Below are 14053 nucleotides of genomic sequence, written 5' to 3'. Positions count from 1 at the left end.
GGTCTGCTGCGTTAAAGCGTAGGGGTAAAACCCGCCATTCAACCGCTATAAATGACCGCCTACCAGCGGCCGGATGCATCGTCCAGCAAGGAGCCAAGACCTATGTCATCTACTCAATCCCTCTCGTCCCTGCGTCTGCGGGACCTGCTGCACCCGGTGGTTGCCGGGTTGATTTCGGTGATCGTCAATTACGGCGGCACCTTCATCCTGGTGTTTCAGGCCGCCAAGGTCGCAGGGCTCAGCCCCGAGCTGACGGCTTCGTGGGTCTGGTCTGTGTCGATCGGGGTAGGGGTGACCGGGCTGTTCCTCAGTTGGATGAGCCGCGAGCCGATCATCACCGCATGGTCGACCCCGGCGGCGGCATTTTTGATCGTCGCCCTGGCGACCACACCCTACGCCGAAGCCATTGGGGCGTACATGATTTCGGCTGCAGCGTTCGTGCTGCTGGGCGTATCCGGTTACTTTGAAAAAGCCGTCCGCCTGATCCCGCCGGGTGTAGCAGCGGGCTTGTTGGGCGGCATCTTGTTGCAGTTCGGCATCGGTGCGTTTGCCAGCATGAGCGTCGACCCGTTATTGGTCGGGGTGTTGATCGGCGCCTACATTCTGTTCAAGCGTTTAAGTGCGCGCTACGCGGTCGTCGGCATTCTGCTGCTGGGGCTTGGCTTTCTGCTGATGCAGGCACGCGTGGATTTCACGGGGCTGGCGCTGGAGTTTGCGACACCGGTGTTCACCCGCCCGGAGTTCTCGATCAATGCGTTGTTGAGCGTGGCGTTGCCGCTGTTTCTGATCACCCTTACCGGGCAGTACATGCCGGGCATGCTGGTGCTGCGCAGTGACGGCTTCAACACCAGTGCCAACCCGATCCTCAGCGTGACCGGGCTGGGTTCTCTGCTGATGGCGCCGTTCGGTTCTCATGCCTTCAACATCGCGGCCATTACCGCCGCTATCTGCACGGGCAAGGAAGCGTCGGAAGACCCGTCCCAACGCTGGATCGCAGGCGTGGCCGCGGGCATCTTCTACATTCTGGTGGGGATCTTCGGCGTAACCCTGGCGGCGGTGTTCATGGCCTTCCCGGCGACCTTCATCACCACCCTGGCCGGGCTGGCTCTGCTGGGCACACTCGGCGCGAGCCTGGCCAATGCCATGGCGGACGTGAAATCGAGGGAAGCGTCGCTGATCACGTTCCTGGCCTGCGCGGCCAATATCACCTTGCTGGGCATCGGTGGCGCGTTCTGGGGTCTGGTCATCGGCCTGGCCGCCTATGTCGTACTCAATGGGCAGTTGCCGCGTCGTGAAAAGACTGCAGGCCCACAGGCCGAACCGGTTGCAGTGTCTACCAAGGGAGCAGCCAACTGATGCCTGATCAAACCGAAGACCTCAACATCCTGCATGCGCGCCATGGTCGTTACCCACAGGCCGACAGTGTCGAAGACTTTCGCCGCAACCTGGCCGCCGTGCAGCAACGCATTGTCCAAGCGTGCCATCGGGTAGGGCGGGATCCGGCCGGTGTGCGCTTGCTGCCGGTCAGTAAAACCTTTGATGAAGCTCATCTGCGTCTGGCCTATGCCGCCGGTTGCCGCCTGTTGGGCGAGAACAAGGTGCAGGAAGCACAGCGCAAGTGGGAAGCCATGACCGACCTGCAAGACTTGCAATGGTCGGTGATCGGCCACTTGCAGACCAACAAGGCCAAGCAGGTCGCGCGCTTCGCCAGTGAATTCCAGGCCCTGGACAGCCTGCGGGTGGCCGAGGCGCTGGACCGTCGCCTGCGCATTCTGGATCGGCAGATGGACGTGTTCGTTCAGGTCAATACCTCCGGCGAAGCCAGCAAGTACGGGCTGGCGCCCGATGACGTGGCGGCTTTCCTTGAGGCAATGCCAGCGTTCCCGACGCTGCGGGTTCGCGGGTTGATGACGCTGGCGCTGTTCTCGGCCGACGCGCTGCGGGTACGCCCTTGCTTCGTCCGGCTGCGTGAATTGCGCGACCGGTTGCGTCATTGCGCCCCTGACGGGGTGTCGCTGCAAGAGTTGTCGATGGGCATGTCGGGTGATTTTGAAGTCGCCATTGAAGAGGGCTCGACCGTGGTGCGCGTCGGGCAGGCGATCTTCGGTGCCCGAGCCATGCCGGATGCGTATTACTGGCCGACCGCTGATGCCCGCCCTCCCATTGAAGACACGTTGTTATCGATCACACCCAGCCGTTGATCCCCCTCTACAGGAGGCCCGCAATGTCCGCTGCACCCGCTTACCTCATGCACACCTCAGCCCGACAACCGGTTTCGTTCAGCCGAGGCCAGGGCGCCTCGTTGTGGGACACCGAGGGTGTTGAATACCTGGATGCCATCGCCGGCGTGGCGGTGACGAGCCTGGGGCATGCCAACCCCGAAATTGCCGCGGCCATCGCCGAACAGGCCTCGGTGTTACTGCACACGACCAACATGTTTCGCATCCCATGGCAGGAGCAATTGGGCGAACGACTGTGCCTGTTATCGGGCATGCAACGGGCGTTTTTCTGCAACTCCGGAGCGGAGGCCAACGAGGCGGCGCTCAAACTGGCCCGCCTGCATGCCAACGCGCGGCAGGTGGCCCAGCCGCAAGTATTGGTGATGGAAAACAGTTTTCACGGGCGCACCCTGGCCACTCTCGCCGCCACCGGCAACCCCGCCGTGCATCGCGGCTTCGAGCCCCTGATGCCGGGCTTTGTGCGGGTGCCTTTCGACAACATCGAGGCGATTCGCCAGATCGCGGCGCAGTCTCCCGATATCGTCGCGGTGCTCGTCGAGCCGGTGCAGGGTGAGGGGGGCGTGCACGCCGCCTCTGCCGGCTACCTGCAGGCCCTGCGCCAAGTGTGTGATGAACATGACTGGCTGATGATGATCGATGAAGTGCAGACCGGGCTGGGCCGCACCGGTACCTGGTTTGGCTTTGAGCATGCGGACATCAAGCCGGACGTCATTACCCTGGCCAAAGCGCTGGGCAACGGTTTCCCCATCGGCGCATGCCTGGCGCGGGGCAAGGCCGCCCAGCTGTTTTCCCCCGGCCACCATGCGTCCACGTTCGGCGGTAACCCGCTGGCGTGCCGCGTGGGCTGCACAGTGCTGGACATCATGCAGCGCGATCACATCCCGCAACGCGCCGCAGCGTCGGGCCGCCGCTTGTTGGCGGCCTTGAAGCTCGCGCTGGGCAACCATCCTCAGGTGGTGTCCGTTCGCGGCATCGGCTTGATGATCGGCATTGAACTCAATGGCCCGTGCGCCGAACTGGTCGGCCGGGCCCGTGAAGAACAACGTCTGCTGATCACCGTCACACGCGGCAACACCGTGCGCCTGTTGCCGCCGCTGATCTGCGATGACGCACAGATCGACGACATCGCCGCGCGCATCACCCGCCTGCTGTCACCCGCCGCTTGAATTCTTGACCAAGGACACTTTGCCCATGTACGACTCGACGCTGACCCTCCACGCTTTCGATCCTGAGTTGTATGAATCGATTCAAAACGAAGAGCATCGCCAGGAAGACCATATCGAGCTGATCGCCTCGGAAAACTATGCCAGCCCGCTGGTCATGAAAACCCAGAGCACGGTGCTCACCAACAAGTACGCCGAAGGCTACCCCGGCAAGCGCTATTACAGCGGTTGCGAGTACGTCGATGTAGCCGAGCGGCTGGCCATCAAGCGGGTCAAGGCCCTGTTCGACTGCGACTACGCCAACGTACAACCCCATGCGGGCGCCCAGGCCAACGCGGCGGTCTTCCTGGCGCTGATCAACCCCGGTGATACGGTGATGGGTATGAACCTGGCCCAGGGCGGTCACTTGACCCACGGCAACCCGGCCAACTTTTCGGGGCGTCACTACACCATCGTGCCTTACGGGCTGGACCCGAAAACCGGCTTTCTCGACTATGACGAGATGGAGCGAATCGCACTGCAGACACGCCCAAAAATGCTGATCGGTGGTTTTTCTGCGTATTCGCGGTACAAGGACTGGGCACGCATGCGCAGCATTGCCGACAAGGTCGGGGCTATTTTCTGGGTCGATATGGCCCACGTCGCCGGGCTGGTCGCCGCGGGCGAATACCCAGACCCGCTGCCCCATGCGCATGTGGTCACCAGCACCACACACAAAACCCTGCGTGGGCCACGCGGCGGTTTGATTTTGTCCAAGGGACAGGATGAAGCTTTCTACAAAAAGCTTGATTCCGCTGTGTTTCCCGGCGTTCAGGGCGGGCCGCTGATGCACCAGATCGCAGCCAAGGCCGTGGCGTTCAAGGAAGCGCTTGCGCCTGAGTTCAGCATCTATCAGACCCAAGTGGTCATCAACGCCCGGGCCATGGCCGGGGTGTTGCAGAAGCGCGGGTACAAGATCGTCTCGGGCGGCACCGACAACCACATGATGCTGATCGACCTGTCCGACAAGCCCTACACCGGCAAGGAGGCAGACGCGGCCCTGAGCAATGCCTATATCACCGCCAACAAAAACTCGGTACCGAATGACCCGCGCTCACCGTTTGTGACATCCGGCCTTCGTATCGGTACCCCGGCGGTGACCACCCGCGGGTTTGGCGTGGAAGCCTGCGAGCAAGTGGCCGGCTGGTTATGCGACATACTGGACGCCCTGGAAAACGGAAGCAGTGACAAGGTCGGGCACCACGTGCGCGAACAGGTTGTCGCGCTGTGCCGTCGTTTTCCGGTCTATCGCTGAGTCTGGCCCGGCCATTGCCTGATCGGGTGGTGGCCTGGTATTAACTGTTTTATCAGGCGATCCCTTTGGCCACGCCCACGCACCATTGACCTGGCAATTGCCCACAATCCTAAAGCCGCATCCAGATGCCAGGACAACAGGCGCTTGCGACTCTAATAAATTGATCATTGTGATCAATTCGCTTTACGCCCAATGTACCGGGACGGCAATGTTGATGTTTCACTGCTCGCATGACTGGCTGTCAGGGCGGCATCAAGCCCAGTGCGACAGTTCTGATTCACAAAATTCAACACTCCAACAATCGCAGCTTCGGCTGCGATTGTTGTGTCCGACCCGGGGGAATTTCATGGACCGCTTCCAGGAAATGCACATCTTCATCACCATCGCTCAAGAGCAGGGTTTCTCTGCCGCTGCGCGGCGGCTGGGGTTGTCGGCGGCGAGTGTGACGCGGGCGGTGGCGGCGCTGGAGCTGCGGATCGGTACGCAGTTGTTGGTGCGGACCACGCGCAGCGTGCATCTGACCGAAGCCGGTCAGCGTTATCTGGACGACTGTCGGCGGATTCTGCTGGAAGTGCAGGAAGCTGAGAATTCGGCGGCGGGCAGCCATGCGCAGCCGCGCGGGCAATTGACGGTGACGGCGCCGGTGTTGTTTGGCGAGCTGTTCGTGACGCCGCTGATGGCGGCGTATCTGACGCAGTATCCGGACGTTTCGATCAATGCGCTGTTGCTCGATCGGGTGGTGAGCATGGTCGAGGAGGGCATTGATGTGGCGGTGCGCATCGGTGAACTGCCGGACAGCAGTCAGCATGCGATTCGCGTCGGCGAGGTGCGGCGCGTGGTGTGTGGTTCGCCGCTATACCTGGCGCAACATGGTCGGCCGCAACATCCGCAGGCGCTGTCCGCAATGCCGGTGGTGGCGACTTCTGCTGCCTGGCAGCCACGCAACTGGCCGTTTCTGGAACACGGCGAACCGTTGCTCGTGCGCCCTGAGCCGCGGCTGGTGGTAACTGCTAACCAGGCGGCTATCACGGCGGCCTGTCTCGGCCTGGGGTTGACGCGGGTGCTGTCGTATCAAGTGGCAAGCAAGGTGGCGGCCGGCGAACTGGAGATCGTCCTCGCCGAGTTCGAGCTGCCGGCATTGCCCATTCATGTTGTCTATCAGGGCGGACGCAAGGCTGCAGCACGGGTGCGCAGTTTCGTCGACTTCACCGTGCAGGCCTTGCGCGAGCACCCGGCCCTGCAGAACGCAGCGTTATTACACCCAGTGAAATAATCGATTGCGGTTGCTGGTTATTCTGTTGTTTTGAACAAACGTGGAAGATTGCTGCCATCGGTGACGTCAACTCGGACGCCACCCTCACCCAGCGGAGTCGACCATGCAAGCGATCAAACTCTACAACTTCCCGCGTTCCGGCCATGCCCACCGCGTCGAGCTGATGTTGTCCCTGTTGCAGTTGCCGACCGAGCTGATTTTCGTCGATCTGGCGAAAGGCGAGCACAAGCAGCCTGCCTATCTGGCGATCAACAGTTTTGGCCAGGTGCCGGCCATCGATGACGGCGGCGTGGTGCTCGCCGACTCCAACGCGATTCTGGTGTACCTGGCGCAAAAATACGGCAACGGGCGTTGGTTGCCGGCCGACCCTGTCGGTGCGGCGCGGGTGCAGCGCTGGTTGTCCGCCGCGGCCGGCCCGATTGCCTTTGGCCCCGCGGCCGCGCGTTTGGTGACAGTGTTTGGTGCCCAGTTGAACGCTGAAGAAGCGATCGCCCGTGCGCACAATCTGCTCAAGGTAATGGATGTCGAGTTGGGCAAAACTGCGTTCCTGGCCGGCGCCGAACCGAGCATTGCCGACGTTTCCGCCTACAGCTATATCGCCCACGCGCCGGAGGGCAATGTCTCGCTGGACGACTATGGCAACGTTCGCGCCTGGCTGGCCCGGGTCGAAGCCTTGCCCGGTTTCGTCGGCATGCCGCGCACGATCGCCGGTCTGCAAACTTCAGCCTGACAGGCGCAGGGGGGGAATCGTGATGGAACGTTCACCTTGGCACGCCGGCGAGCAGCGGTTGCAGTCCCAGTGCACAGCCGCTGGTGCTGGATCTCTAAAGCGCACCCATCGGAACCTTGGGGGAGTGAGCCCGCTCGCGAATGCGGACTGCCAGTAAAGACTTCAGCGGCTGACTTGACGCTTTCGCGAGCAGGCTCGCTCCCACAGGGTGAATGTGTTTCGACCTGAATCAAGCGTAGGACAGGGCCTTTTCTTCCAGCAGTTCCTGATACAGCGCTGTCCACTTGCGACCCATGTCATCGGCGGTAAATAGCTGCCGGTATCGCGCCTCGGCCTTGAGACCCATGGCCGCGGCACGATCCGGGTTGTCCCAGAGCGTGCGCATCGCCTCGCGAAATGCCTGTGGATGACTGGGTGGCACCACCAGTCCGGTTTCGTTGTGGATATTGATGTAGCTGGTACCGGTGCCGATCTCGCTGGAAATCATCGGTTTGCCGTACATCGCCCCTTCCAGCAGCGAAATACCAAACGCTTCCGAGCGCAGATGAGACGGGAAGACGATGGCGTAGCTCAATTGCAGCAGCGCCACCTTGTCTTCATCACCCAGACGTCCGAGAAAGTGAACGTTGCGCAGGCCCAATGCCTGCGCCTGGGCATGCAGTTCCAGCTCCAGCGGACCGGCGCCGACAATCACCACCGGATAGTCGACGTCTTTCATGGCGTCGAGCAGGATGTGCAAGCCTTTGTAATAACGCATCACGCCGACGAACAGAAAAAACTTATCCCCAAGCTGCTGGCGCCAGTGATTCATGCGCTCGCTGTCAGCCTGTGGATAACCGGCCTTGTTCAAGCCGTAGGGGATGACCCGGGTCTTGTCCTGAAATTGCTGCAGCACATCGCTGGTGTGCAGGTAGTTCGGCGAGGCCGCGACGATGCGGTCGGCGCTGGCGAGGAAGCGGTTCATCAGCGGTCGGTAGAGTTTGAGCAGGTGCTTCTGGCGAATGATGTCGGAGTGGTAGGTGACCACGCTCGGTTTGTTCAGGGCACTGGCGAAATGCACCAGGTCCATGAACGGCCACGGGAAGTGGTAATTGACCACGTCGGCTTCAGCGGCCAATTCGCGAAACTGTTTGAACACGCTCCAGGAAAAACCGGTGGAGGCGAACTGAATATCCAGGCGCGCCCGGTGGACTTCATGCTGACCCAATTGCACCACCGCCGGCGTCGGATCGGCGCTGAGCGTCAGGACCTGGCCGTCAATGCCATGCTGGGCACCGCTCTCGCAGAGCTGGAAGATGACTTGCTCGATGCCACCGACCGAGTCCGGCAGGTACGTCTTGAAAAAATGAAGAACTCGCATTCAACCTCCCATGGCCTGGCGGTAGGCACCGGCCGTGGCCTGTGCACAACGTTCCCAGGAAAACAGCCGTGCCTGCTGCAATCCGGCGTGTCGGCATGCCTGCCAATGCGCGGGATCGTCGATCAGCCGGCTCAGCGCATCACGCAAGCCTTCTGCATCGTCAGCTTCAATGTAGTTGCCCGCCGGGCCCGCAACTTCCGGCATGGCCGAAGCGTCAGTGAGCACCACCGGCGTACCGCTGGCCATGGCCTCCAGTACCGGCAGACCAAATCCCTCATACCGCGACGGAAAAATCAGCGCCCTGGCGCCGGCCAACAATTGCGCTACCTGTTCATCGGGCAAATAACCGAGCAGGCACACATGTCCGCTGGCCAGCGCCTGACGCAAGGGCTCGTTGAACTGCTCGCGTTGCCACCCGGCCATGCCCACGATCAGCAGCGGAAAGCGCTGGCGCACGGCTTCGGGTAACAGCGCGTGAGCGCGCAAGGCCAAGCCGAGGTTTTTACGCGGCTCCAGCGTGCCGACACAGAGGAAATATTCGCGCGCCGTCACCGCATGGGCCCTGAGCACCGCATCAATGGCGCTCGCTTCGCGCGGATGAAAGCGTTCGGCGACCCCCAGCGGCGCCACCACAAAACGCTCGGCGGGCAGGGCGAAATAGTCTTGGGCTTCGTCGGCAATAGCCTGCGAGTCGGTGAGAATCACTTGTGCCTGCTGCACCCCCAAGGTCAGTCGCCGCTCGATCTCCTTGAGCCGTGCCGGTGGCTGGGTTTGCGGGAAATGCAGATGAGTCAGGTCATGCAGGGTGATTACCGTCGGGCCGTCGAAGGCCAGCGGCCACAGGCTCGGCTCGTGATAAAGGTCGATGCCTTGCGCGCGGCCCTGATCGAAGCGTTTCTGCTCCAGCCAGCGGCGCGCCTGATACGCCCCGGGGATCTGCCGCAGCAGCGGTGTCAGACGCGAGTAACCGGGCATGGCCGCTTGCGGCAGCGCCGAGCTCCAGCCCCAGCCATGGAACAGCGTCACCTCAACGTCGGATTCGTTGCGCAAGGCGTTGACCAGTTCAGCCACGTAATGGCCGATGCCGGTGCGCGGCGCCTGCAGAATCCGCGCGTTAAGAGCAATGCGCATGCTGACCTTCACGTGCCGGCAGGGCAGGGTTGAGGTGACGTTCGATACGCTCGACCAATTGTCCGCTTGCCTCGCGCCAGCTCAGCCAGCGCCAGTGTTCCAGGCTCAATGGCGCCGGGAAGACTCGGGTGCGCTCCATGTCGATCAGCAGATCGGTCAGGCTCTGCGGGTCGGCGAGGTTGAAATAGGCCATGTAATCGCCGCCGATTTCGCGAAACACCGGAATATCGCTACCCATCGCCGGCAAGCCGCGTTGCATGGCTTCTACCAGCGGCAGGCCGAAGCCTTCGACGTGGGACGGGAACACCAGCGCCGTGGCGTGGGAGTAGGCGTGCTCCAGGCTTTTGTCCGAGAGTTCGTTAAACATGAACAAGCGTCGGTTCAATTCGGGGTGCTGACGGATGCGTTCGATCAGCGCCTCGCACTTCCAGCCGATCTTGCCGACGATGCATAACCTGGCGTTGCCGCCCGCAGCCCAGGCACGTTCGAACGCATCAAGCAGATAAGCATGGTTTTTGCGCGGCTCGATGGTGCTGACCATGAGGAAAACCGGCTGCGGTTTTTCAAACATCTTCAGCAAGTTCCGGTCGACCGCAACATCGGCTGCACTCAAATCCAGTTCCGAGCCCAGGTGGAAATAATCGAACCAGCGGTGTGCGACCTGTTGTGCGCCGATCCTGCGCAGCATCTCCTCGCGCACCTGATCGCGAATGGTGGTCGAGATCGCCACATAGCCGTCGGCGGTGCGGGCGATCCAGTCGAACCAGTCGTTGAAGACCTTGACCAGTCCGGCGTCGCAGAACTGTGGGTGAGTCAACGGAATCAGGTCATAAATGACCGACACGATGCCGACGCCGTCACGTTTGAGTTGTTCGGCCAACGGGAAAAAATTCGCGTGCCAGGACGAGTCGAGCAGCACCAGTTGATCGCCGGCCCGGTGCGCCAGTGGCACGCAGCGTTGCGGAATCTGCTGGCCTCTGAGCACGCGATCGAGCAGGCGCATCGGCACACTGAAACAGGCGAGTGCCGTGAGCCGGCAGCCGACGTAAAGCACCCGGCGGGCAAAATGTGACCGACTGAAGGGACGCCGCCGCTCCACGGCGCGGTGGCGTAGCCAGAAGCCGTTTCTCCATTGCTCCAGCTTCACCCGCAGGCCGGTCAAATCGAGTTTCAACGACTTCAACGGCGCCAGGCTTTTCACCTCATAGAGGGCGCCGTCGATCATCACCACAGGAATACATTGGGTTTTTTCGTCAGGCGGCGGCAGTTGCTGAATGACGTTACGCACCACCCGCTGAATGCCCGAGTTGGCGGTGGGGTGTTCGAAGACGTAAGTGCATTCCACCAACAATCGCGTCATCGCAGCATCTCCGTATCCGGCGCTTGTTCAAGGTGGTCACTGCTACGGCTGATGGCGGTCTGCGCCTGGAGCCACGAGCAGCCGACAAAATCTTCCTGGCGGTTGTTGATCACGTGGAAGACCAGCCCGTAGTCGCGCCATTCGTAATTGCGGTCAAGGTGCGAGTCCAGGCGCGAGAGGCTCAGGGCCACCGAATAATTGCCCTTGCCCAGGCGCATGTCGAAGGCGAAACGGAAGGTCACGCGCTCGCCGGCGGTCAGGTCGGTGACGGCCTTGTCCAGTCGGTGGGTGTTGATCCCATAGATCGCCTGGCCCAGGCGATCCTTGATCATGAAGCCCAGCACCAGACGCTCGATGTCCTGACGCACTTCGGTCTGCACCTCCAGCACCACGGGCTGGCCGACCTCGGCCACTTCCAGACTGCGGCCCTGCGCATCGAGCAAGCGCACACTGACGATGCCAGCTTCTCCCGTGCCGGAAATGGTTTGCACCTGACCGTTGGCGAGCATTTCCTGGCGCACGGTCTGGCCTTCGCGCTGGGCGAGCATGGCGTTGTAGTAGTCCATGACTTCTTCCGGCTTGCCGCGCATGGCCAGACGACCGTTTTCCAGGAGGATGGCCGTGTCGCAAATCGACTGAATGGCGGAACGGTCATGGGAGACGATCAACAGGGTCGTCCCGGCCTTGCGAAAGCTGCGGATGCGGTCGAAGCTTTTGTGTTGGAAATAGGCATCGCCTACCGACAACGCCTCGTCGACGATCAGGATGTCCGGACGTCGCGCGGTCGCGACGCTGAACGCCAGGCGCATCTGCATCCCGCTGGAATAGGTGCGTACGGGGTGATCGATGGCCTCGCCGATTTCGGCAAAGTGCTCGATTTGCGGCATCAACGCTTCGATCTCTTCGACCTGCATGCCCAGCAACTGCCCGGCCATGAACGCGTTCTGGCGGCCGGTGAAGTCTGGGTGAAAGCCCATGCCCAGTTCGAGCAAGGCGGCCACGCGGCCTTGCAGTTGAATCTGTCCACGGGTCGGTTGCGTGGTACCGGTGATCATTTTCAGCAGGGTGCTTTTACCCGCGCCGTTGACACCGACGATGCCCACGGCTTCACCGGGTTTGATCTCGAAATCGACGTCTTGCAGGATCCAGTGCAAGTGATGGCGGGGCCGTGAGAACGGCACCAGCCACTCCAGCAGGCGGCTCCAGCGATTGGGGTATTGCTTGTAGGCCTTGGCCAGGCCAGTGACGCGTATATGTCCCATCAGAGTTCGTCCACCATTTCACCGACACGCTGACGAAACAGGCGCAGGGCCATGGCACAGCACAGCAGGCCGAGGATCAGTAGCGGCAGCAGGGAATGCCAGTCGGGCCATTGGTTGTAGAGGAAAACGTTCTGGTAGCTGGTCATCAGCGCCGTCATCGGGTTCAGCCCGATAAGGTGCTGGATGCCGGGGGGGAGAATCGACAGCGGATAAACGATCGGGGTCAGCCAGAACCAGAATTGCAGGCAGATGCCGAACATCTGCCCGACATCACGAAAGAACACATTGAGGACGCCGAGCAACATGCCCAGTCCGGCGGCAAACAGTACTTGCAACATCAGCAACGGTATCAGCGCCAGCAACGCCATGCCGGGCAGACGCCCGCTGATCAACAGGAAACCGAAAAACAGGCCCAGGATGATCGCAAAATTGACCCCGGCATTGAGCAGCGTAATGACCGGCAGACAAATGCGCGGGAAGCTGATTTTCTTCAACAGGTTGGCATTTTCCAGAAACATGCTCTGGCTGCGCGTGGTGATCTCGGCGAACAGGCCCCAGGTCAACAGGCCTGCGCACAGGTACACGCTGTAGGCCAGGCCATCCTCTACGCCGGGCAGGCGGGCGCGCATGATCTGGGAAAAGATCACGGTATACACCACGATCATCGATAACGGATTGAGTACCGTCCACAGCGCACCGAACAGCGAATTGCGATAGCGCGTCTGGAATTCGCGCTTGACGCTGCCGAAGATGAATCCGCGGTAGCTGCGCAGCGAGCGGTAAAGAGAAAGCAGCATTCAGACCGTCCTGCCGTATTGGTCTTCGAAGCGGACGATATCGTCCTCTCCCAGGTATTCGCCGCTCTGCACTTCGATGATCACCAGATCGATCACGCCGGGGTTTTCCAGACGATGCTTGTGGCCGGCGGCGATGAATGTCGATTCGTTCTTGGCGACCAGCGTCGTGCCGGAGCCGTTGTTAGTGACCTTGGCCATGCCTTCGACGACCACCCAGTGTTCATTGCGATGGTGGTGCATCTGCAGCGAGAGCTTGCCGCCGGGCTTGACCACGATGCGCTTGATCTTGAAGCGCGGACCTTCCTCGAGCACGGTGTAGGTGCCCCACGGGCGGCTGACCGTGCGGTGCAGGCGATAGGCCTCGTGGGATTTGTCCTTGAGTTGCCTGGCGACGCGACGCACGTCCTGGGCGCGGTCGGCATGCGCTACCAGTACCGCATCGGCGGTGTCGACGATGATCAGGTTGTCCACACCGACGGTGGCCACCAGGCGCCCGTCGCTCTGGACGAAGTTGTTATGGCTGTCGATGAAAATCGCTTCGCCGTTGGCGCGATTGTTGTCGGCATCGGCGGGTATCAGCGCGGCGACGGCGCCCCACGAACCGATATCGCTCCAGTCGAAGCCGGCGGGCACCACGACGACTTTGTCTGAGCGTTCCATCAACGCGTAGTCGATGGAAATATCGGTGATTTCAGCGAACAGCGCCGACGCCAGTTCCTGTTGCAGACAACCGGCGTTTTCCACCGGAGCGCTGGCGGCCATGCACGCTCGGGTCTGCTCCAGCAGCTCGGGCGCATGCACTTGCAGCTCGGCAATCAGCGTCGCGGTGGTAAAGCAGAACATGCCTGAGTTCCACAGAAAGTCTCCGCTTTCCAGGTAGTGCGTGGCGGTTTGCAGGTCCGGCTTCTCGACGAAGCGCTGGACTTTCGCCGCGCCCCTGGCATCGAGTGGCGCGCCGGTCTCGATATAACCGAAGCCGGTTTCCGGTGCGGTCGGGATCACGCCGAAGGTCACCAGATAACCGTCTTTCGCGAGATTTATCGCATGTTCGACGGCGCTTTTCAGCGCGTCCTGATTGACGATCAGATGGTCGGCGGGCATCACCACCATAATCGCGTCGTCACCGTGCAAGGCTTGCAATGAGAGCGCTGCCGCGGCGATGGCGGGAGCCGTGTTGCGTCCGCTCGGCTCCAGCAGGAAGTGGCCGCGATGGCGTGATACCTGAGCCGCGCAATAGTGATCCTTGCTCTGGAAGTAGTACTCGCGGTTGGTCACCGTGACAATGTCGCCCCAGCCGTCGAGCAGCGCGGCAGCCCGCTGGTAGGTCTTGCCCAGCAGCGACTGGCCGTCGGGCAGAATCATGAACGGCTTGGGATGGCCCTCGCGGGACACCGGCCATAAACGGGTGCCGGCACCGCCGGACAGAATCACGGGAATCAGCAT

12 protein-coding genes are annotated in these 14053 nt (G+C 61.6%); 6 read left to right on the top strand and 6 right to left on the bottom strand.

Annotated elements, in window-relative coordinates; translation table 11 throughout:
- Positions 1-102: 102 nt before the first annotated feature.
- The 6 genes from HU765_RS01905 (at position 103) to HU765_RS01880 (ending at position 6700) form a co-directional block, all read left to right on the top strand.
- On the top strand, positions 103-1356 hold the full coding sequence (locus HU765_RS01905) for a benzoate/H(+) symporter BenE family transporter (protein WP_186546205.1): 1254 nt from the start codon (positions 103-105) through the stop codon (positions 1354-1356).
- A complete protein-coding gene (locus HU765_RS01900; protein ID WP_186546204.1) occupies positions 1356-2201 on the top strand; it encodes a YggS family pyridoxal phosphate-dependent enzyme in 846 nt (281 codons plus the stop codon). Before HU765_RS01905 ends, HU765_RS01900 begins: the two co-directional genes overlap by 1 nt.
- 23 nt (positions 2202-2224) lie before the next feature.
- Positions 2225-3406 carry an aspartate aminotransferase family protein gene (locus HU765_RS01895; protein ID WP_186618833.1) on the top strand — a complete coding sequence of 394 codons (1182 nt, stop codon included), beginning with the start codon at positions 2225-2227 and terminating at the stop codon, positions 3404-3406.
- 25 nt (positions 3407-3431) lie between these two features.
- Positions 3432-4697 carry a serine hydroxymethyltransferase gene (gene glyA / locus HU765_RS01890; protein ID WP_186546202.1) on the top strand — a complete coding sequence of 422 codons (1266 nt, stop codon included), beginning with the start codon at positions 3432-3434 and terminating at the stop codon, positions 4695-4697.
- Between the two features lie 346 nt (positions 4698-5043).
- The gene (locus tag HU765_RS01885; RefSeq protein WP_186618832.1) at positions 5044-5970 is read left to right on the top strand and encodes a LysR family transcriptional regulator; all 927 of its coding nucleotides are present in this window, start codon (positions 5044-5046) and stop codon (positions 5968-5970) included.
- Positions 5971-6073: 103 nt separating this feature from the next.
- Positions 6074-6700, top strand: coding sequence for a glutathione S-transferase (locus tag HU765_RS01880; RefSeq protein WP_186618831.1), 627 nt, complete (start codon positions 6074-6076; stop codon positions 6698-6700).
- A 229-nt stretch (positions 6701-6929) separates the two neighbouring features.
- Here the strand turns inward: HU765_RS01880 and HU765_RS01875 are convergent, their stop codons facing one another.
- From HU765_RS01875 to HU765_RS01850, 6 genes are read right to left on the bottom strand one after another with little or no spacing between them, the layout of a single operon-like run.
- Positions 6930-8060, bottom strand: a complete 1131-nt coding sequence (locus HU765_RS01875) for a glycosyltransferase family 4 protein (protein ID WP_186618830.1) — start codon at positions 8058-8060, stop codon at positions 6930-6932.
- The gene (locus HU765_RS01870; RefSeq protein ID WP_186618829.1) at positions 8061-9191 is read right to left on the bottom strand and encodes a glycosyltransferase family 1 protein; all 1131 of its coding nucleotides are present in this window, start codon (positions 9189-9191) and stop codon (positions 8061-8063) included.
- Positions 9175-10551, bottom strand: coding sequence for a glycosyltransferase family 1 protein (locus HU765_RS01865; RefSeq protein WP_186618828.1), 1377 nt, complete (start codon positions 10549-10551; stop codon positions 9175-9177). Before HU765_RS01865 ends, HU765_RS01870 begins: the two co-directional genes overlap by 17 nt.
- On the bottom strand, positions 10548-11813 hold the full coding sequence (locus HU765_RS01860) for an ABC transporter ATP-binding protein (protein WP_186546196.1): 1266 nt from the start codon (positions 11811-11813) through the stop codon (positions 10548-10550). The genes HU765_RS01865 and HU765_RS01860 overlap by 4 nt, the downstream gene beginning before the upstream one ends.
- Positions 11813-12610, bottom strand: a complete 798-nt coding sequence (locus HU765_RS01855; protein ID WP_186546195.1) for an ABC transporter permease — start codon at positions 12608-12610, stop codon at positions 11813-11815. Before HU765_RS01855 ends, HU765_RS01860 begins: the two co-directional genes overlap by 1 nt.
- Complete coding sequence (locus HU765_RS01850; protein ID WP_186618827.1) at positions 12611-14053, bottom strand: mannose-1-phosphate guanylyltransferase/mannose-6-phosphate isomerase; 1443 nt, start codon at positions 14051-14053, stop codon at positions 12611-12613.

Source organism: Pseudomonas sp. SWRI81, assembly GCF_014268545.1.
GTDB classification, from domain to species: Bacteria; Pseudomonadota; Gammaproteobacteria; order Pseudomonadales; family Pseudomonadaceae; genus Aquipseudomonas; species Aquipseudomonas hamedanensis.
This window is presented reverse-complemented; position numbering and strand designations above follow the sequence as displayed.

Bases quoted from the DNA above. Each gene is read 5' to 3' on its own strand.
- HU765_RS01905 (WP_186546205.1), top strand. From the start codon at position 103: ATGTCATCTACTCAATCCCTCTCGTCCCTGCGTCTGCGGGACCTGCTG.
- HU765_RS01900 (WP_186546204.1), top strand. From the start codon at position 1,356: ATGCCTGATCAAACCGAAGACCTCAACATCCTGCATGCGCGCCATGGT.
- HU765_RS01895 (WP_186618833.1), top strand. From the start codon at position 2,225: ATGTCCGCTGCACCCGCTTACCTCATGCACACCTCAGCCCGACAACCG.
- glyA (WP_186546202.1), top strand. From the start codon at position 3,432: ATGTACGACTCGACGCTGACCCTCCACGCTTTCGATCCTGAGTTGTAT.
- HU765_RS01885 (WP_186618832.1), top strand. From the start codon at position 5,044: ATGGACCGCTTCCAGGAAATGCACATCTTCATCACCATCGCTCAAGAG.
- HU765_RS01880 (WP_186618831.1), top strand. From the start codon at position 6,074: ATGCAAGCGATCAAACTCTACAACTTCCCGCGTTCCGGCCATGCCCAC.
- HU765_RS01875 (WP_186618830.1), bottom strand. From the start codon at position 8,060: ATGCGAGTTCTTCATTTTTTCAAGACGTACCTGCCGGACTCGGTCGGT.
- HU765_RS01870 (WP_186618829.1), bottom strand. From the start codon at position 9,191: ATGCGCATTGCTCTTAACGCGCGGATTCTGCAGGCGCCGCGCACCGGC.
- HU765_RS01865 (WP_186618828.1), bottom strand. From the start codon at position 10,551: ATGACGCGATTGTTGGTGGAATGCACTTACGTCTTCGAACACCCCACC.
- HU765_RS01860 (WP_186546196.1), bottom strand. From the start codon at position 11,813: ATGGGACATATACGCGTCACTGGCCTGGCCAAGGCCTACAAGCAATAC.
- HU765_RS01855 (WP_186546195.1), bottom strand. From the start codon at position 12,610: ATGCTGCTTTCTCTTTACCGCTCGCTGCGCAGCTACCGCGGATTCATC.
- HU765_RS01850 (WP_186618827.1), bottom strand. From the start codon at position 14,053: ATGCTGATTCCCGTGATTCTGTCCGGCGGTGCCGGCACCCGTTTATGG.